This window comes from Pyxidicoccus xibeiensis, assembly GCF_024198175.1.
GTDB lineage: Bacteria > Myxococcota > Myxococcia > Myxococcales > Myxococcaceae > Myxococcus > Myxococcus xibeiensis.
Map to the genome: position 1 here is coordinate 1,132,859 of NZ_JAJVKV010000001.1, position 19,429 is coordinate 1,152,287.

General features: G+C 72.1%; 14 protein-coding genes. 6 read left to right on the forward strand and 8 right to left on the reverse strand.

Annotated features, from left to right (window positions below; all coding sequences use genetic code 11):
- Positions 1-109 precede the first annotated feature (109 nt).
- A complete protein-coding gene (locus LXT23_RS04575) occupies positions 110-2,185 on the reverse strand; it encodes a BTAD domain-containing putative transcriptional regulator (RefSeq protein WP_253978829.1) in 2,076 nt (691 codons plus the stop codon).
- 292 nt (positions 2,186-2,477) lie between these two features.
- Entirely contained in the window at positions 2,478-4,910 is a 2,433-nt protein-coding gene (locus LXT23_RS04580; RefSeq protein ID WP_253978830.1) for a kelch repeat-containing protein, read from the reverse strand.
- 199 nt (positions 4,911-5,109) lie between these two features.
- Between LXT23_RS04580 and LXT23_RS04585 the strand changes: the two genes are divergently transcribed.
- Positions 5,110-5,670 carry a sugar O-acetyltransferase gene (locus tag LXT23_RS04585; protein WP_253978831.1) on the forward strand — a complete coding sequence of 187 codons (561 nt, stop codon included), beginning with the start codon at positions 5,110-5,112 and terminating at the stop codon, positions 5,668-5,670.
- On the opposite strand, the gene LXT23_RS04590 is transcribed toward LXT23_RS04585, so the two are convergent.
- The 3 genes from LXT23_RS04590 to LXT23_RS04600 form a co-directional block, all read right to left on the reverse strand.
- Positions 5,651-6,772 carry a hypothetical protein gene (locus tag LXT23_RS04590; RefSeq protein ID WP_253978832.1) on the reverse strand — a complete coding sequence of 374 codons (1,122 nt, stop codon included), beginning with the start codon at positions 6,770-6,772 and terminating at the stop codon, positions 5,651-5,653. The genes LXT23_RS04585 and LXT23_RS04590 overlap by 20 nt on opposite strands.
- 31 nt (positions 6,773-6,803) lie before the next feature.
- Entirely contained in the window at positions 6,804-7,565 is a 762-nt protein-coding gene (locus tag LXT23_RS04595; RefSeq protein ID WP_253978833.1) for a DUF1338 domain-containing protein, read from the reverse strand.
- A 612-nt stretch (positions 7,566-8,177) separates the two neighbouring features.
- Positions 8,178-8,702 (reverse strand): hypothetical protein, encoded by a 525-nt coding sequence (locus LXT23_RS04600; RefSeq protein ID WP_253978834.1) that lies wholly within the window; start codon positions 8,700-8,702, stop codon positions 8,178-8,180.
- Positions 8,703-8,867: 165 nt separating this feature from the next.
- On the opposite strand from LXT23_RS04600, the gene LXT23_RS04605 reads away from it, so the two are divergent.
- Entirely contained in the window at positions 8,868-9,377 is a 510-nt protein-coding gene (locus LXT23_RS04605) for a GNAT family N-acetyltransferase (RefSeq protein ID WP_253978835.1), read from the forward strand.
- 107 nt (positions 9,378-9,484) lie between these two features.
- On the opposite strand, the gene LXT23_RS50040 is transcribed toward LXT23_RS04605, so the two are convergent.
- Positions 9,485-11,356 carry a DUF7151 family protein gene (locus tag LXT23_RS50040; protein WP_323378762.1) on the reverse strand — a complete coding sequence of 624 codons (1,872 nt, stop codon included), beginning with the start codon at positions 11,354-11,356 and terminating at the stop codon, positions 9,485-9,487.
- Between the two features lie 711 nt (positions 11,357-12,067).
- On the opposite strand from LXT23_RS50040, the gene LXT23_RS04615 reads away from it, so the two are divergent.
- Positions 12,068-12,592 (forward strand): phage tail protein, encoded by a 525-nt coding sequence (locus LXT23_RS04615; protein WP_253978836.1) that lies wholly within the window; start codon positions 12,068-12,070, stop codon positions 12,590-12,592.
- A gap of 86 nt (positions 12,593-12,678) precedes the next feature.
- Here LXT23_RS04615 and LXT23_RS04620 read toward each other — a convergent pair whose 3' ends face one another.
- Positions 12,679-14,601 (reverse strand): S8 family serine peptidase, encoded by a 1,923-nt coding sequence (locus tag LXT23_RS04620; RefSeq protein ID WP_253978837.1) that lies wholly within the window; start codon positions 14,599-14,601, stop codon positions 12,679-12,681.
- A 241-nt stretch (positions 14,602-14,842) separates the two neighbouring features.
- Here LXT23_RS04620 and LXT23_RS04625 point away from each other — a divergent pair, with 241 nt between their 5' ends.
- Together LXT23_RS04625 and LXT23_RS04630 are read left to right on the forward strand one after the other, a co-directional pair.
- Positions 14,843-15,934 carry an AI-2E family transporter gene (locus LXT23_RS04625; RefSeq protein WP_253979525.1) on the forward strand — a complete coding sequence of 364 codons (1,092 nt, stop codon included), beginning with the start codon at positions 14,843-14,845 and terminating at the stop codon, positions 15,932-15,934.
- An 89-nt stretch (positions 15,935-16,023) separates the two neighbouring features.
- Entirely contained in the window at positions 16,024-16,677 is a 654-nt protein-coding gene (locus LXT23_RS04630) for a DedA family protein (RefSeq protein WP_253978838.1), read from the forward strand.
- Between the two features lie 323 nt (positions 16,678-17,000).
- Here LXT23_RS04630 and bioA read toward each other — a convergent pair whose 3' ends face one another.
- Positions 17,001-18,332 (reverse strand): adenosylmethionine--8-amino-7-oxononanoate transaminase, encoded by a 1,332-nt coding sequence (bioA, locus tag LXT23_RS04635; protein WP_253978839.1) that lies wholly within the window; start codon positions 18,330-18,332, stop codon positions 17,001-17,003.
- A gap of 193 nt (positions 18,333-18,525) precedes the next feature.
- On the opposite strand from bioA, the gene LXT23_RS04640 reads away from it, so the two are divergent.
- On the forward strand, positions 18,526-19,320 hold the full coding sequence (locus tag LXT23_RS04640) for an acyl-CoA desaturase (protein ID WP_253978840.1): 795 nt from the start codon (positions 18,526-18,528) through the stop codon (positions 19,318-19,320).
- Positions 19,321-19,429 lie beyond the last annotated feature (109 nt).

The window sequence follows — 19,429 nt, forward strand, 5'->3', positions numbered from 1 at the left end:
CGCCGATGCCCGCGAACCTCCCCCTCTTAACGTCCAAGGGCCGACGCTGGCGCCCCCTTTTCCCGCCTGCCCGTCCGGCCTGCCTCGGAGCCGCCCGGCGCTCGCCGTGCTACCCGCCGTGCTTGACGCGGACCAGGGCCCTCACGCGGGCGGCCTGCTCCGCGTCTCCCGCTGCTTCCAGCAGCGCCGCGGCGCGCAGGTAGAGCAGGGCCGCCTCGTCGTGGCGCAGCTCGGCCGTCTGGGCGTTGGCGGCGGCCACCAGGAAGGGCGCGGCACGCAGGGGCTCGCCTCCGTCCAGCCAGTGCTGGGCGATGGCGGCGGGCGAGGCCCTCCGCTGCTCCAGCGCGGCGGCCAGGCGCCGGTGCAGCAGCAGGGCCAGGGAGCCGGGGATGGACTCACGGACGGCTTCGAAGAGCAGGTCGTGCGTGAAGCGCTCGCCGCGGAGGATGTGCGCGGCCTCCAGCTCCGCCGCCGGTGTGGCCAGCGACAGGGGGTTGAGCTCCAGCACCTCGCCGGCCAGCTCCAGCCCGAAGTCCATCCGCGCGAGCGCCGCCACGCGCGCCATCTGCAGGGCGGGCGGGGACAGCCGCTGCAGGCGCTGCAGGATGAGCTGCCGCACGCGCCCGGTGGGCAGCACCTGCTCGGGCCAGCCGCGCGCCAGTCCCCCCGTCTCCAGCAGGTTGCGCAGCGTCTCCATGATGAAGAGCGGGTTGCCGCCCGTGTAGCGCAGCACGTCCGCCGCCAGCGGCTCCGCACCGGGCAGCTCGAGGCTGCCGAGCAGCGCGCCCACCGAAGCCGCGCCCAGGGGCTCCAGCTCGATGACCACCGCCAGCCCCGCGGCCTGCAGCCCGCGCACGCGCTCCAGGATTTCCGGCTGCAGCTCGTCCAGGCGCACGGTGTCGACGAAGCGCGCGAAGCGGCGCGGCTGCGGCCCGGGCGCGTGCTCGCGCGACATCAGCAGCTCGCCGAAGCCGGCCGAGTCCGGGTCCATGAACTGCACGTCGTCCGTGACGAGCGTGTCCACGCCGGCGCACAGCTGGCGGAGGAACTCGCAGCTGGCATCCAGGAAGCGGGCCCGGTCCCCTTCGTGCTCCATGGGCGGTGGCGCGCCCTCGGGCCCGGCCAGCTCGGGCATCAGGCGCGCCATCTCCCGCCGCACCCAGGGCTCCAGCACCAGGTCCGGCTGCTTCGCCAGCATCTGCCGCGAGAAGCGGACGTGGGTGGCGTACGGGATGTGCTGCTCTCCGGGCCGGCCCTCCTGCGTGTGGTACGTGCCCCTGGACGCGGCGAAGTCGTGCGCCAGGCGCGTCTTGCCCACCCCGGGCGCACCGCAGAGGAAGATGATCTGCCCCGCCTCCCACGCCGCCTCCATGCGGGCCCACTCCTTCTCGCGGCCCACCAGCACGGGAGGCCGCAGCACGGACAGGGGCAGCCTCGGCCGGGACACGTGGAGGGGCTTCGACGCGGCGGGGCCGCGCTCGATTTCGCGCGCGAGCGCCAGCGTCTCCGGCAGGGGCGTGGTGTCCAGCTCCTCGCGCAGCAGGCGGCGGCAGCGCTCGAAGGTGTTGAGGGCCGCCATGCGGTCCCCGGTGACGTACTGCAGCCGCATCAGCCGGCGCCACGCGTCCTCGGAGAACGGGTCCAGCTTCAGCAGCCGCTCCGCGAGCGCCAGGGCCGCGGGCAGGTCACCGCGCCGCTCGCAGGCCTCGGACTCGGCGAAGGCGGCGCGGCGGCGGAGCTTGTCCATGCGCTCGCGCGCGTTGTCCAGCCACGTCTGGAGCTCGGGGCAGTCGTCGAACTCCAGGGTGCCCAGCAGCACGCCGTCCAGCTCCAGCGCCCGGGCGTGGCGGCCGGCCTGCACGTGCGCCTGGAGCTCCGCCGCGTCGGTGACGACGGAGTCGGCGAGGCTGAGGACGTCGGTGCCCTGGACCAGCTCCTCGCCGGTGGCCAGCCGCAGCCGGCGCAACAGCTGGCGCATGTTGTTGCGCGCGGTGGCCTCGCTGGACTCGGGCCACAGCAGCCCGGCGAGTCTGTATTTGGGGTGCGGGCCCTCCAGCGCAAGCCACGCCACGACTCCCGCCGTGCGGCGCTCCAGCGGCACGAGGGTGTCTGCCTTGCGCAGCCGCGCCTCGCCGAACAGCTGCACCCGGGAGCTGCGGGTGCCTGTCTCGCCGTCACCTGCCATGTCCTCCGAGCCTCCAGCGCCCCGCACCGCCCCACTGCCGGGGATGAACGACTGACCTCGCGCCTCCTTGAGTCAACGCGGCGGAAGCCAATCATCAATTCTGGCAGGTAGGCTACACTCGCGAATTCCTGTCACACGGCAGCTGGCCGCTGCCGGTGGATGGAATTCCTGTCGAGCCATCCGGAGGCAGTCACAGCCCGGTCACAACCGTGGGTGAGTCACGGCGGCCACCCCGTCAGGCATTGACGGGGCAGTCCATGACACACCTCGTCCAGCACGGAGGCTGGGGCGCTCAGGGCGAATACAGCTCGCAGGTCGCGAGGCCGAGGTTCCCGTCGCGGCGCAAGCCGCCCGTCACCAGCACCTTGCCGGACGGCAGCAGCGTCGCCGTGTGGCCGGAGCGCGCCGGAGTCTGGCTCAGGGTGGAGGTCCAGGTTCCCGTCGCCGGGTCATACAGCTCCGCCGGGGAGGCGATGGCACCCTGAAGGAGGTCGCCCACCACCAGGACCTTGCCGGACGGCAGCAGCGTCGCCATGTGCGCAAGGCGGCCTGGCGTCATGCTGCCCGTGGCCGTGAAGGTCCTCGTGCTCGGGTCATACAGCTCCGCCGTATGGCCGGGGCCCTCGGTGCGCTCCCCGCCCGCCAGCAGCACCTTCCCCGAGTCCAGCCGCGTCGCCGAGTGGGAGGAGCGGTTTGGGGACAGGGTGCCCACCGGGGACCAGGCCTCCGTGAACCAGTCGTACACCTCCGCCATGGCCGGGGAGCCGCTCCCCGCCGTGCCGAGTCCGCCCACCATCAGCACCTGGTCCCCCAGCGGCGTCGCCGTGTGGTGGGCCCGGGCCGCGGCCATCGGTTCGATGGATTTCCAGGCGCTCGTGTACACCTCTACCGTGGCGACGGGCGTTCCCAGCGTGCTGTCGATGCCGCCCGCCACGAGCACCCCGCGCGTCGGCAGCAGCGTCGCCGTGTGCCCGTAGCGGGCCGTCGTCATGCTGCCCGCGGAGGTCCACGTGCCCGTCTCCGGGTCGTACAGCTCCGCCGAGGCGAGCGACTGCCCCCGCTCGCCGGTACCCCCCACCACCAGCACCTTCCCCGAGTACATGCGCGTCGCCGTATGGCCCATGCGCGCTTCCCCGGTGAGGCTTCCCGTGGGAGTCCACGCGCCGGTCGCCGGGTCATACAGCTCCGCCGTGTTGCCACCGCCCAGGCCTCCCACCACCAGCACCTTGCCGGACAGCAGTAGCGTGGCCGTGTGGCCACGACGCGGCGTGGACATGCTGCCGGTGAGGCGCCAGGTGCCCGCGCCCGGGTCGTACACCTCCGCCGTGGAGACAGTCGTTTCGCCGCTGCGTCCGCCCGCCACCAGCACCTTGCCGGAAGCCAGCAGCGTCGCCGTGTGGCTCGCGCGACCCGTGCTCAGTCCTCCGGACACGGTCCACCCGCCCTTCGCCGGGTCATACACCTGCGCCTCGGTGGGGAAGCCCGTCGGGCCCTCGCCGCCCGTCACCAGCACCTTGCCGGACGGCAGCAGCGTGGCCGCATGCCCCCTGCGGCCCACCGGCAGGCTCTCGGTAGCGCTCCACGTGCCGGTCGTCGCGTCATACAGCTCCGCGGTGGCGACGAGTCCGGCCGCGCCCTCGCCGCCCGTCACCAGCACCTTGCCGGAGGCCAGCAGCGTCGCCGTGTGCCCCACGCGCCCCGTCGCCAGCGCGCCGGTGGAGGTCCAGGCGCCCGACTCCGGGTCGTACAGCACGGACGCGGCCAGGGCCCCACTGCCGTCGGCGCCGCCCGTCACCAGCACCCTGCCGGACGGCAGCAGCGTCGCCGTGTGCCCTTCGCGGCCCGTCCCCAGGCTGCCCGTGGGAGACCACGTCCCCGTCCGCGGGTCATACAGCTCGGAGGACGCGAGGCCCGCGCCGCCCGTCACCAGCACCTTGCTCGAAGCCAGCAGCGTCGCCGTGTGGCCCGCGCGAGCCCCGGCCAGCGCACCGGTGGGCGCCCAGGTGCGCGTCCGCGGGTCGTACAGCTCCGCGGTGGCCACGGGTGTCCCCGTCTCGTTGGAGCCGCCCGTCACCAGCACCTCGCCCGATGGCAGCAGCGTCGCCGTGTGGCCCATGCGCCTGCCGGCCAGGGCACCGGTGGACGCCCAGGTACGCGTCATCGTCGCGTCGTACAGCTCGGCCGTGGAGACCGTCGCATCGCCGCTGCGCCCGCCCACCACCAGCACCTCGCCCGACGGCAGCAGCGTGGCGGTGTGACGCTCGCGGCCCGCGCCCAGGTTGCCCGTGGTGGACCAGGCCGGGCAGTCCGAGACGACCACGGCGGAGAACGGGAACGTCTGCGACAGGCCCTCCGCATCCGTCACCGTGACGGTGAAGGCCACGGGCTCCCCCGTCGCCACACACACGGGGGCCGTCCACAGCACCTGGCTCGTGGTGGCGGTCTCCTGCGCGGGCCCCAGCGTGCCGGCGCTGGCAGTCCACTCGAAGCGGAGTGCGCTGCCACTCGGACTCCACGCGCTGACGTTGAAGCTCAGCGCACCGCCGCCCTCCACGTACTGCGTCTGCTGGGGTTGGACGTAGAAGTGAGGTGTCTGGGGCTCGCCGGAATCCGCGGGCATGCCCGCGTCCGTGCGCTCCTTCGGTGCGTCATCGGGGTCGACACAGCCGGAGAGGAGGACCAGCAGGCCCCCCAGCAAGGCCAGGCAACGAGAGAAGGTCTTCACGGGGCGTCCATCCAGGCAGGGGCGCGCGGGAGTACGTGCGGCGCGCGGAGTGGCACCACCATGCCCGAGACATGACTACGGGGAGGCATCAGCAACGCCTATGGCAATCATAGCCACGAGGGGCGCGCGCTTCGCGCACAGGACATCCGGCCGCGAAAGCGGGCCCCGCTCGAGCGCAAACGCGCGATGCTGCCAGGCCATGGCACGGACGGAGCGAGAGAAGATGCTGGCGGGCGAGCTGTACGTCGCCACGGACCCCGAGCTGACCGTGGCGCGCGTCGCCGCACGTCGCCTGACGCGCGCGTACAACGACGCCGACTACGCGGACACGGCGCGGCGGCAGGAGCTGCTCGGCGGCATGCTGGGCAGCGTGGGCCCGGACGTCTGGATTGAGCCGCCGTTCCAGTGTGACTACGGCACGTATATCCACCTGGGCGCGCGCGTCTTCATCAACTTCCAGTGCGTCATCCTGGACTGCAACCCGGTGACGATTGGCGACGATGTCTCCATTGGCCCCGGGGTGCACATCTACGCGGCCACACACCCGCTGGACCCGGACGAGCGCATCAAGGGCCCGGAGCTGGCGCGGCCGGTGACGATTGGCGCCAAGGTGTGGATTGGCGGCGGCGCCATCATCCTGCCGGGCGTCACCATCGGCGAGGGCTCCACCATCGCCGCCGGCAGCGTGGTGACGAAGGACGTGCCGCCCTACGTGCTCGCCGCCGGCAACCCCGCCCGCGTCATCCGCGCGCTGCGCTGAGCCTCGCGCCCGAGTCAGGGGGCACGAAGGTACTGAAGAATGCCGCCAGCCCGTGGGCCAGCGTCAAGTCGGCGACGACGAGCTGCATCACGGCACCAAAGCGGTTGTCCGGATTCAGCTCCGCGGCTTCAGTCTTCAGGGCCGTCTCCACGAAGACGGCGCCCCCTTCGACGCGCACGCCCTGGATGGCCGAGTACGGCAACCACACAGGCTCCTGTGCCAGCTCCTTGAAGTAGAACCTGTCGGCAAGCAGGGCGACTCCCTCCTCACACCCCCCAAAGACGGTGGTGTCGATGAGGCCAATCACCAGCTCACTGTCGGAGGCTCGCTTCATCAGCGCCCCCCGTGCCCCCCTGAGCTTCTTGTCTGGAATCGCAGGGGACAGGAACGTATTCACACAGTCCTTCAGGTGGACTGCCGCACGAGCCGCGACCTCTTCGGGCGCGGGCGGCGTCCTCTCCCCTTCAGCTTCACCGCGCCCCGCCTGCCCCGGAGGCAGGCCCGCGCCCGCGTCCTGTGCCAGCAGCCGGCGGAGCAGGACCGTGCTCTCGCCCCTGACGAAGGCGGCGACCTCTTCCCAGGGAACGGCGGGCGACGCCAGGAGCCACGGCCTTGCCAGCTCCAGCACCCGGGTGCGGGCCTGCTGGACCTCCTCCTCGAAGGTCGCCAGCTCCTCGGGGGAGAAGGTCCCCGAGTAGACCAGGGCCGCCATCACCATGGCGTGCCCCGCCAGCCACGGGCCCAGCCAGAGGTCCTTCCCCTCGCGCAGGCGGTTGTGCGCGTAGTCCACGGACTCGCGCAGCTGCAGGGTGTACTGCAGCACCTCCCCCGGGCGCTTCATCCGCACGAGCATGGAGAGGTTTCGCGTACGGGACTGGAGCTCCTCCAGCTTGTCGGTCTCCAGCTTCGTGACGACCCGCTCGGCCGCCTCGCGGACCGCGTTGCCAAGGCGGGTGGCCGACGACTGGATGAGCGCCGACATCTCGGCCGTCTGCTCGACCTGTCTGGCTGAATCCGCCTCCCGGTCCGCCTCGATGATGTCGAAGACCCGGGAGGCCAGCTCGAAGCCGAGATTCAACAGGTCGACAGTGGCCGCGTTCATGGCTCCCCCTGCAATGAGTTGCGCGCCGAGCCTAGCCACCCCGCTTCGTCATGTCGAAGAGCGCGCGCGCCTGCGGCCCGAGGAAGCCGTCGAAGTCCGCGGTGCGCTGCGCAATCTCGAAGTACGCATAGGGCCACGCGCGCGTGCCGCCGCCCTTGAGCGCCACCGGCAGCGGCGCGGCGTGGGTGGCCGTCTGCCGCAGCGACGTCCCGGCCGCGCCCTCGATGTCCGCCTTCATGGGCACGCCCGCCTCGCGCATGCGCCGCTGCCACACCTCCACGTCGTCCACGGAGCCGGTGAAGTGGTTCACCTTCCGGCCGAAGGCCAGCAGCCACGCGCCGTACTGGGACTCCTTCTCCAGTTCCAGCAGCGCGGCCTCGTCCGGCGGAGGCGGCGGGGAGAACCACGCGGCCAGCGCGTCCACGTCTTCGTGCGAGGGCGGGGGCGGGTCCATGGGCAGCGTGGAGAGCAGCTCGCGGGCGCGCGGGGACAGCTCCTCGGACTTCAGCTCGGAGATGAAGACGCGCGGCAGCCCGGCGGGATGGGACATGTAGATGGCGGACAGGTGCGCGTCCGGGAAGGTGTACGCGCCCGCGGCCTTCCAGCCGAGCCGCTCGAAGGGCCGGGAGAACAGGGCGATGCCACCACCGGGCCGCGCCAGGGAGCGCAGCGCGACGTGGTCATTGCGGAAGCTGCCTCCGGAGAGCTGCACGAAGGTGCGCGCGTAGGGCACCTCCGCGGCGTAGCGCTCCCAGAGCAACTCGAGGAGACGGGTGGCGTGGGCGGTCGTCATGGCGCGCCAATGTAGCGCCGCACGCGCAGCCGGGCACCGGGGCTGAAGGCTTCCGCGTGGACGCAGGAGCTGGACCTGAGGCCCGCCACCGAGAAGTTCTAGCCGCCGGAAAAAAGAGCGGCGGCGCGCGGCACCGGGTCCTTGGAGGGGACTACACTTCCGGAGTCGCGCGCCGCCGTGCAGCGCGGAGCTGCTAGAGACTCGCCTTGGAGTTTCGAGTCTCTACACCCATGGTATGCATTGACATCCTTCCCGCCACCGCCCTCGCCGCCCGAAAACCTGCGCGGAAATAGGGTGTGCCGGGCGAAAACACCAGCCTGCTGCAAGGCTCTTCACCAACAGCGCATTGCGCCACCCTGAAGCCTGGCTAATTGACGCATTCGTCACGGTAAGATTACGCCATGGATGTGTGAGAGGGCTTCGGCCAGGTGCCCGGAACTCCTGGGGTTTGAGAGATTGGCGCCCGCGTTTACGCGAGGTGGGAGACGGGCCCCCAGGCCCGCCTCCTCCCTCTCCCAGCGCGAGACCCCACACCGGGCCTCGCCCCGGTCCTCGGGAAACGAGGCGCGCGGCGAATCTTCCCGCGCGGCCCTTCCCGCCCCCGGCGGTGCGTCAGTGCAGGTGCTCGGGGAGCATGGGCAGGCCGTGGAAGAAGCGGCGCCCGCTCTCGAAGCGGCGGTGGAAGCAGGCGCGGTCCATCAGGTACAGCTCGGCCATCTCCTCTTCACCGTAGGCGCGGAAGAAGATGGCGCGGGCGTCGTCGCACGCGGCCTCGTACTCCACGCACAGCGCCTCCCACTCCTCCGGGGGCGGCTCGCCATTCTCGCGCCACACGCCGTCGCCCACGCCGTACGCGCGCTCCATGATGTCCAGCTCGCGCGCCAGCTCGCGCACGCGGGGCTCGTCGCAGATGGCCTCGTCCGCCATGGCGGTGAGGATGTGGGCCACCAGGAAGAAGCCCGCGTCCGCCGGCACCACGCCCTCCTCCCGCGCGGCGCGGAAGGCCACCAGGAGCTGCGCGTCCATGGCGTCGTCGCCGAGCTCCATCAACCGCGCGGCGAGACCCCGCCAGCGCTCCTCCGTCTCGCGGGCCTCCTGGAGGGCCAGCGTCAGTTCCTCGTCTCGCGTCTTCTTCATGGCGTGCTCCTGATCTGAACTTCCTCCAAGGTTCCCATCCGGGTCTGACGTATGGACCTTGAATCCAGGGGTGTCCGGGCTTGCGGCCGCGGGCCTCCGGCGTTGGGTGGCGGACGTCGCGGCGCGGAGCCGTGCGCTGGTGGACGCGGGGTTGCCCGGCGGTCCATGCTCGGCGCCACCGTGCCCGTCTCGCTGCGCCCCGCCACCGCCTCGGACGAGGCCTTCCTGTTCGCCCTGTACGCCAGCACCCGGGAGGGCGAGCTGGCCATGTGGGGCTGGGCTCCGGCGCAGCGGGACGCCTTCCTGCGCATGCAGTGGCTGGCCCAGACGCGCGACCAGGCCCTGCGGTACGCCGGGGCGGACCACCAGGTGGTGCTGGTGGATGGGCAGCCCGTGGGCCGGCTGCTGGTGGCGCGGGATGCGACGCAGTGGCGCCTCGTGGACATCGCCCTGCTGCCGGCGAGCCGGGGCGCGGGGGTGGGGACGAAGCTGGTGGGCGACCTGCAGGACGCGACGGCGAGCGCGCGGGTGCCGCTCAAGCTGCGCGTGCTGCGGGACAACCCGGCGCGCGCGCTGTACACCCGGCTCGGCTTCCGGCCGGATGCGGCGGAGCCCTCGGGGGAGGGGGAGCCGTACCTGGCCATGGAGTGGGTGCCCACGCCGCGCGGGAGCTGAGGCTCCCCGGGCCCGGGCGGCGGTAGACGCGACATGCGCCTGAAACACGAACGGCCCGCGAGCTGATTGCTCGCGGGCCGCCCGGTCATGCCTTGGACGTCTGGCTGCTAGAGGAACAGGTTCTCCGGCGAGGGCACCACCGTCCGGAGGTCGTACCCGGCCGCGCCCGCCTGCGGCGCCTGGGGCGCAGTGAGACTGCCTGCACCGCCGTCGCCGCCGTTGCCACCGCACGCGCCGCCGCCGCCGCCGCCCGTGATGGCCTGGCTGGCGCCCGTGGGGTTCGCCGTCACGCCCGCGGCCCCCGAACTCACGTCAATGGTGCCCGTCACCGCGGGAGAGGAGGACGACAGCAGGTGGATGATGCCACCGCCACCGCCACCGCCACCGCCCTTGCCCGCGCCGCCCGCGTTGTCGCCGTTCCCCCCCCGACCACCGACGGCCCGGAGGGCGCCGTTCACGGTGATGGAGGTCTTGCCCACGGCGACGATGACACCGCCACCACCGCCACCCGCGCCGGGGGTGTTGCTCAGCGCGCCACCGTTGTCGCCCATGGCGTTGATGCTGCCGCCCGCAACCACGCGGAAGTTGCCCGCCGCGAGGATGACCAGCGAGCCGCCGCCCGCGCCCCCCCCCACGCCACTCTGCTTGGCACCCGCGCCGCCACCGTTGACGCCAGGCTGCCTGAGATGAGCCGCCTGGAGCGGGCTGAGCCCACGCCCGGCCTGGGGCTCACCCGCCGGAGCGCGCCCCACGCCCGACTCCGCGGGACCGGCGCCAGTGTCCTCGGCGCTCGTCGCCACGATGACGCTGCCCGTGGAGTTGATGGTGACGTTCCCCGTGGCCCGGATGACCGTGCCGCTCGGGACAACGAGGCTGCTGTTGATGGTGACGTCGGTGAACTGCATGTGCTGCCTGCCGGCGAGCGAGTTGTAGCCCGCCAGGGTGGTGAGGTCGGTCGGGGTGCTGATGATGAGCGCGCCGCCCGAACCATCACCGAACACACCCGTCGAGCCCTGGGGACCCTGCGGGCCCTGAGGACCCTGCGGCCCCTGGGGACCGGTGGCACCCGTCGCGCCCGTGGCGCCCGTGGCACCGGCGGGCCCCTGGATGCCCTGCGGTCCCTGCGCGCCGTTGCACACGTAGCGCGTCAGCGCGGCGTTGACCTCACCCGCGTCCAACGTGCCGTTGCCGTTGGAATCCGTGCCGAACTGGAGCCGCGCGCCACCCGTGGCGCAGTTGGCGCCCGCGGGCTCGGCGGCGGTCGCCGCCACCGAGTTGAGACCGGCCGCGCCCTGCGGACCCGTATCGCCGCGCAGGCCCTGCGGACCCTGCGGACCCTGCGAACCGGTGGGACCCTGCGCGCCGTTGCACACGTAGCGCGTCAGCGCGGCGTCGATTTCCCCCGCGTCCAGCGTGCCATTGCGGTTCGCATCGATGCCCGCCTGCAGCCGCACGCCGCCGGTCGCGCAGTTGGCGCCCGCCGCCTCCGACGCCGTGAGCACCAGCGCATTCAGCCCCGACTGGCCCTGGGGACCCTGGGGACCCTGGGGACCCTGGGGACCCTGCGAGCCCGTCTGCCCCTGGGGACCGGCAGGCCCCTGCGGACCGGTGTCACCCTGAGGACCGGTGGCACCCGTATCACCGCGAGCCCCCTGCGGGCCCTGGGGACCGGCAGGCCCCTGAGGACCGGTGGCGCCCACCTCACCCTGGATGCCCTGCGGCCCACGCTCGCCCGTCGGACCCGCGACGCCCTGCTCGCCGCGCAGACCCTGGGGCCCCTGCTCACCCTGCGCACCCTGCGCGCCGGTGGGGCCGGCGGGGCCCTGCATGCCCTGCTCGCCGTTGCACACGTAGCGCGTCAGCGACTCATCGACCTCCTCGTCGTCCAGCGTGTCGTCGCGGTCCTCGTCGACGCCCGTCTCCAGTTTCACGCCGCCCGTCTCGCAGTTCGCCCCCGCGGCCTCCGCGGTGGTGCGCACCAGCGCGGAGAACCCCTCCTCACCGCGCGGGCCACCCGCGGGACCCGGAAGGCCCTGAGGACCCGCTGGACCCGCCGGACCGAGGTCACCCTTGTCACCCTTCTCGCCCGGGGCACCGGGTGCGCCCTGCGCGCCCTGCGCGCCCTGCGCGCCCGCGGGGCCTGCTGGACCCACGGGACCCTGCGGACCCGTGGGACCTTCCTTGCCCTCCTCACACGCCGACAGCACGAGCAGTGCGGTCAGGGGGAGTGCTTGAAACCATCTCGCGGGGCGTCGCCAGTTCTCATGAGCCATCTACGGTTCTCCTCGTCGGGGCACTCAGCGCCGAGCGCCACAGCAAGGCCCGAGCCAGGATGGCTCAGGCACAACCGTATGCGGGTCTCAGCAGGGAGTGAGGCAATTGTGGCCTGTTTGACAGCCCGGTTTCCAGCCCCCCTCCGGCGTTCCACCAGAACGCATCCGCGTCACCGCCGGACGCGTTGGGCTGCTGCAACCGGGTGACCGCACGCGTCGTCGCGGATAACGCGGATGCGTCCGGACAAGACGCGTTTTCGAGTGACGCGGCCCATGAAGGGGGGGGTCCGACTGCATGTCTTCGCCGGGCTGGAGTCACATCCGACTCAAGGGCTCACACATGGCCGGTCCTTTGCTCAGGGAGCAGGCGGCATGTTTTTGTCGCTCCTGAAACACTCACACCAAAGGTAGGCGTACGTGTCCGAGCCCTTCATCGGTCAGATCATGATGTTCGCAGGCAACTTCCCCCCTCGCGGCTGGCAGTTCTGCCAGGGGCAGATCCTCTCCATCGCGCAGAACACGGCCCTCTTCTCCATCCTGGGCACGACGTACGGCGGCAACGGGCAGACCACGTTCGCGCTGCCGGACCTGCGCGGCCGCTATCCCATGCAGCCCGGCCAGGGCCCGGGCCTGTCCCCGCGGACTCTGGGTGAGCAGGGCGGCTCGGAGACGGTGACGCTGATCTCGACGCAGATGCCGGCGCACAACCACACCCTCAACGTCAGCAGCCAGAACGGCGACACGGAGACGCCGGTCGGCACCGTGCTGGCGGCGGACTCCAGCGCGACCATCACCAACTACCGGGCCGCGCCCATCGACGGCACCATGAACCCGGCCTCGATTGGCGTCGCCGGTGGCAGCCAGCCCCACAACAACATGTCGCCCTACACCTGCATCAACTTCATCATCGCGATGGAAGGCATCTACCCGTCCCGTAACTAGCGGGCGACGCGGCTCGAAACAGGCGCGCCCCGCCCCCCACGTGACGGGAGCGAGGCGCGCCGGGTGCTTCACCTCGAAAGCAGGGCCTACGGCAGCGGGACGAGCCGGTCCACCGCCGCCGTGCCGGTGTACTCCGTCGGCGTGTTGAGGAAGCCCTTGAGCTGCACGCGCCAGGTGCCGGCGGCGGGGTTGGGCACGGCCACCGCCTCACCGGTGGAGGTGCCGTTGGCGCTGGTGGCCACCAGCGCCCCGTTGGGGCCGTAGACATACAGGTCCAGGTCGAACGCGGGGTTGCCCCAGCCGGTGCTCACGCGCAGCGCGCTGGCACCGGCGGGCACGACGAGGCTGTGGTTGTGCTCGGCGGACACCAGCGTCACGTCCGCGACGGGGAGGATGATGCTGGTGTCCACGTGGCCCGTCCACGCGGGCAGCGCGGTGGTCTCCGTGCGGTAGCGCGTGCCGGCCGTCTCGGACGCGACGCGCACGGCGGCGTAGGCATCCGCGTAGCCCGCGCCCGCCTCCCACGGCTCGAGCTGCCGCGACGTGCCGTCCGGCTGCGTGACGTGCATGGGCTTCGCGGTGGAGGTGAGGGCCGCGAGCACGCCGTCCAGCGTCAGCGCCGGGTTGACCTCCAGCATCAGCGCGATGACGCCCGACAGGTGCGGGGTGGCCATGGAGGTGCCGGAGATGGACGAATAGAAGGGCTCCGGGTGCAGGCCGTCCAGGCCCAGGTAGGGCGGGACGATGGCGGGCACGCCGGTGGTGGCGCGCGCGGCGACGATGTTGACGCCCGGCAGGGTGACGTCCGGGTGGTGGAACGCGTCCCCCGGGATGCCGCGGCTGGAGAAGTCCGCCAGCGCGCCGGGCAGGTCCTGGCTCACGAGCGGGTTGGTGGCCGCCATCGTGTCCTTGGCGGTGCCGGCCGCGACGGAGATGACGCAGGGCGAAGCGCTGTACGGGTTGAGGGTGTCCGCGCCCGGCCCCTCGTTGCCCGCGGCGAAGACGACGATGACGCCCAGGTCGTACGCGCGCTTGCTGGCGATGGCGATGGGGTGCAGCGGCGCGAAGCGGCCGGTGGTGCCCCACGAGTTGGAGATGACGCGCACGTTGTGCGTCTCGCGCACGTCCGGGTGCAGCAGGAAGTCGAAGCCCTGCACCGTGTAGAGGACGCTGATGGCGTCACCGGCGCCCACGCCGATGAGCGTCGCCCCCGGCGCCACGCCCTGGTACTTGCCACCCGAGCGCGCCCCCGAGCCGGCGATGGTGCTGGCGCAGTGCGTGCCGTGGCCGCTCGTCAGGTCGCTGTCCGGCGTGTCCAGGTAGAGCGCGCCGCCCAGCGGCAGCCCCGTCACCGGGCCGACAATCTTCACGTTGCGCGCGATGTTGGGAAAGTCGCCGTGCGTGCCGTCGATGCCGGAGTCGATGACGCCCACGCCGATGCCGGCGCCGGTGGCCTGGAACGCGGTGCGCGCGGTGTCCGCGCCGATATAGGCCACGCTCTCGTCGAGGAAGTACTCCAGCGGGCGGTCCTCGTAGATGGAGAGGAGGCCGAGCGGCTGCAGCTGCGTGCGCAGCAGCGTCAGCAGGATGGGCGTGACGGGCGCCTTGATGGCCACCATGGGCAGCGACTTCAGGGCCCCCACCCCGTCCCCCACGCGCAGGCCGAGCAGCCCGGTGAGCGTCCTCACCGCGGGCGCCACGGCCTCGTCGGTGTTGAACGACAGGATGAGCGTGCGCATCGCGCCGTCGGCCCGCAGGCCCGGGTCCACCGCGGCCTGGGTGAGCGCCGCCTGGGCCTGGGGGCTCGCGTAGAGCGCGGTGCAGGCGCTGGGTGCGGCGGTGGGCGGGGAGTCGACAATCTTCCTGGAGCTGGAGCCACTGCCCGCCGCGGCGCGTCCCGAGCCGAGGGTCTCCGCCGAGGCGGCCGGCTCGGACGGCTGTCCGGAGCCGCAGCCCGCCAGCGCGGCGCAAGTAGTGACGACCCAGCCCAGCGACTTCAACCGCTTCATATGACGTACCCCGGCGAACGTGGCCCGGAATAGCCGGGCAAGAAGATGTTGTGCATCGCCGTCCCGGGTGGATCTCCCTCGGTGGGAGTCACCTTCCAGACACCGCAACGCCTTGCATCGTCGCGGTGGAACGACAGCTCCCACAGGTCGTCGGAGACCCGGCACGTGAGGGAGGGTGGTCGTCCCGCCCGAGGAGGCGCACTCGGAGAAGACGGTGCGAGAGCCTGGGCGCGAGGGCACGGTGGAACGCGACACAGTGGGACAGCGCTCACAGGTGACGCTGAAGACGGCGTTCACGGTGTGCTTCGCGGTGCTGACCGTGGCGGCGCTCGTGGTGCTGGTGATGCGCACGCAGGTGGCGCTCACGCTGACGGGCATTGCCGCGCTGCTGGCGCTGGCGCTGGAGCACGCGGTGTCATGGCTGGAGCGCAAGCGGCTGCCGCGCATGCTGGCCATCGTGCTGGTGATGCTGGGGCTGCTGCTGGTGCTGGGAGCGCTGGCGCTGCTGGTGGTGCCGGCCGCGGTGGCACAGGTGGATGCGCTGGTGCTGCAGTGGCCGCAGCTGTGGCGGGAGCTGCGCGAGTCGCACGTGTTCCGGCTGGCGAGCGAGCGGCTGCACAACCTGGGGTGGACGCGGCGGATGGAGGAGACCACGCCGCAGTTGCCCACGGGGACGACGCTGCCGGACCTGGTGATGCTCGCCATCGGTGGGGCGGTGGGGCTGGCGGGCGGCGCGCTCACCGTGTTCTTCCTGGTGGGGTTCATGCTGGCCTTCGGTGGGGGCCTGTTGAAGCGGCTGCTGGACCTGTCCCGGCCGGAGCACCGGCTGCGCTACGTGCGGGTGCTGCGCAACGTGTACCGGGCCACGGGCGGCTACCTGTCCGGGCTCACGGTCATCTGCGCCATCAACGCCACGCTCACCACCCTGGTGCTGGCGGTGATGGGGGTGCCGTACTTCCTGCCGCTGGGCATCGCGAGCGGCTTCTCCAGCATGGTGCCCTACGCGGGGCCGCTGATTGCCGGGGCCTTCATCACGCTGCTGTCGTGGGCGACGGGGGGCATGTGGCTGGCATTGGGGGTGCTGACGTGGTTCGTGCTGTACGGGCAGCTCGAGGGCAACGTGCTGGCGCCGCTGGTGTTCCGGCGCACGGTGCACGTCAACCCGCTCATCGTGCTGCTGGCGGTGCTCTTCTGCGCGGAGCTGGCGGGCGTGGTGGGCGCACTGGTGGCGGTGCCCGTCGCGGCGGCGGCGCAGATCATCACCCGCGAGGTGCTGCTCTTCCGCCACGAGCGCCGCGCCGCCCTGAGCCGTGTTCCGCCGGGTGCGACGTGACGCTCCGCCGCGGGCCTCGCTCGGCCCCCTCGTGGGTCTTCTCCATGAGCCGCGCGCCTGCTGGCGCGGGATGACGGGAGGGACGAGGCATGTCGGGCGGACCGCTCCCGTGGCTGCTCACCCATGGCTCGGCGGCGCTGCTGTTCGCGGCGCTCGTTGCCGGGGGCGTGGGCGTGCCGATTCCCGAGGACCTGGTGCTGCTGGCCACTGGCATCCTCGCGCACCAGGGCGTGCTTCCCCTGCCGCTGGCGCTGGGGCTGGCCCTGGCCGGGGTGCTCTGTGGCGACCTGGCCCTGTTCCTCACCGCGCGGCGGCTGGGGCCGAAGCTGTACGAGCACCGGCGCCTGCGCGGCCTGCTACCTCCAGAGCGCCGCGAGCGGCTGGCGAAGCTCTACTCGCGGCATGGAGGGTGGGTGGTCTTCGGTGGGCGCTTCCTGTCGGTGCTGCGCGGGGCGGTGTTCGCCATGGCGGCGGTGCAGGGCATGCCGCTGCGGCGCTTCCTGCTGTGGGATGTCCTGGCCCTGTGCGTGAGCGTGCCGGTGGTGGTGGGGCTCGGCTACGTCTTCTCGCACAGCGTGGACCGGGTGGCGCACGGGCTGGGGCGGGTGGAGCACGGGCTGGCCATCGCCGCGGCGCTCGGGCTGGTACTGCTGGTGACGGTGCGAGCGCTACGGGCCCGTCGGGAGGCGAGGCCGCCCGAAGGCGCCGAGAGTCATGGCCGTCAGGCCCCGCCAGTGCATTGAGGCCCGTCCGGTGGAGACGCCGGCCATGCGAGAGGGCCCCTACCAACGCCCCGGTCCGGCATGGAGCAGGAGCTCCGTCCTCGGGAGAGACACGTCTGCACCCGTGCCAGTGACAGCGTGCTCCGGGGAGCCGCCCAGAAGCGCACCGGGTCGGCACTGTTCGGAAATGTCGGGGGTTTTGCGCCGCGAAATGTCCCGACATTTCCGAACAGCAAGCCTCCGGTGGCGCTCGGACCGGCCTCGCAAGACCGCCCCATGCAGGATGCTGGCGAGTCCTGCTGGCAGGCCCCGTCCGCGAAGTGGACCCGGCGGTCGGCCCCCGCTCAGCTCCCGGCCACCTCGCGCAGGGACGCCTCCACGCCCGCCAGCAGCTCCTCCAGCGCCTCATCCGGGATGTTGAGCGCGGGAGCGATGTACACGGTGTCACCGAGCGGCCGCAGGTAGAGCCCCCGGCGCCGCGCCGCCTCGTACACGCGCCAGCCGCCGCGAGCGAGGTAGCCGCCACCGCCCAGGTCCACCGCGCCCACCATGCCGAGCGCCCGCGGGCGTTCCAGCCCGGGAATCGTGGCCGCCATCCGCTCGAACGCGGCGCGGATGCGGGGCGCCTTGCGAGCCACCTGTCCGAGCACGTCCTCGTCGCGGTAGATGGCGAGCACCTCGCGAGCCACCGCCGCGCCCAGCGGGTTCCCGCAGTACGAGTGCCCGTAATAGAAGGCCCGCTGCGGCGCGCCCAGGAAGCCGGAGAACAACCGCTCCGAGGCCAGCGTGGCGCCGAAGGGCAGGAGCCCGCCGGAGAGCGCCTTCGCGAGACACAGCAGGTCCGGCACCACGCCGGCCAGGTCCACCGCGAAGCGCGCGCCGGTGCGGCCCAGGCCGGTGAAGACCTCGTCGGCGATGAGGAAGGTGTCCACCTCGCGGGTGGCCTCACGCACCGCGCGCACGAAGTCCGGCGAGGACATCAACATGCCCGCCGCGCCCTGGAGCACGGGCTCGAGGATGACGCCGGCAATCTCGTCCGGGTGCGCGCGCAGCGCGGCCTGGACCTGGGCGAAGGCGCGCTCCCAGCCACCCTCGTCCGACGGAGCGGGCACGTGCACCACGTCGAACAGCAGCGGGCCGAACACCTCCCGGAACAGGGGCACGCCGCCCACGCTGGTGGCGCCGAGGGTCTCCCCGTGGAAGGCCCCGGAGAGCGTGATGAAGCGCGTGCGGCGGGGGCGCCCGTTCTGCGCCCAGTACTGGGCGGCCATCTTGATGGCCACCTCCACCGCCGTGCTGCCGTTGTCCGAATAGAACACGTGGCCCAGCCGCTCGGAGGCGGGGAGCCCGGCCCGGTCCGCGCCGGGAGCGATGGCGGCCAGCTCCGACGCAAGCGCCGCGGCGGGCTCGTGGGTGACACCCGCGAGGGACACATGGGGAAGCCGCCCTGCCTGCTCGGTGAGCGCGCGCACCAGGCGTGGGTGCCGGTGTCCCAGGGTGGACACCCACCAGGAGCCATTGGCGTCGAGGTACCGGGTGCCATCGGCGTCGAAGAAGTACGGCCCCTCCGAGCGCACGACGACGAGCGGGTCCGTCTGCGCGATGTACGCCTCCATGGCGGTGTACGGATGCCAGACGTGCCCCTTGTCCAGCCTGACGATGTCCGTCCGCTCCACGCTCACGCTCCTGCTGATGGGTTGCTCGCGGCTCCAACTACCCGAGCCGGTGTCACGGCATCACGCGTCATGCGCCGCCGCGCCGCGTTCAACTGATGGAGTCCTGAAGTCGGGGCCTGCCCGCCTGTCCGGTTGCCGCGGGCATGCCCGGGCTCATGACGCGGCCATGACATGCGGGGTGTTTATTCGAATCATGGCCGTCCTCATCTTCTTCGTGTCGCACTGGGTGCTCTGTGTCTTCTTCCAGAGCTTCTTCCAGCATCGCTACGCCGCGCACCGCATGTACACCATGGGTCCACGCACGGAGCGGGTGATGCACCTGCTGACCTACCTGGTGCAGGGCTCCTCGTACCTGTCGCCCCGGGCGTATGCCATCCTGCACCGCGAGCACCACGCGTTCTCCGACACGGAGAAGGACCCGCACTCGCCGCACTTCTTCACGGACGTGGCGCGGATGATGATGCACACCAAGAAGCGCTACGAGGACTACGCGGCCGGCCGCGGGCAGCCCGAGGCCCGCTTCCTGGGCGGTTATCCGGAGTGGCCGCTGGTGGACACCACGCTGCGCACGTCCTGGCTGGCCACGCTGGGCTGGGTGGGCGCGTACACGGCGTTCTACGTGGCCTTCGCGACGTCGCCCTGGCAGTTCCTGCTGCTGCCCGTCCACTTCCTGATGGGGCCGGTGCACGGGGCCATCGTGAACTGGTGCGGGCACAAGTACGGGTACCGGAACTTCAACAGCGCGGACAAGTCGCGCAACACGCTGCCCGTCGAGCTCTTGTGCATGGGGGAGCTGTTCCAGAACAACCACCACAAGTTCGGCAGCAGCCCCAACTTCGCGGCCCGCAGGTTCGAGGTGGACCCCACGTGGCAGGTGATGCGCGTGCTGGCGAAGCTGGGCGTCATCCGCATCGCCACCCCGCAGCGCGCCGTCTGGCCGGAGCCGCGAGAGGCCGTGCGCGACACAGGCCACGCCCAAGCGGCCTGACGGGCTTGGCGGCAGGCCGCGCCCAAGCAGCCTGACGGGGCTCGGAGCCAGGCCGCGCCCAGGCCGCCTGACGGGGCTCGGAGGCTGGCGGCGCCCTGGCCACTCTAGA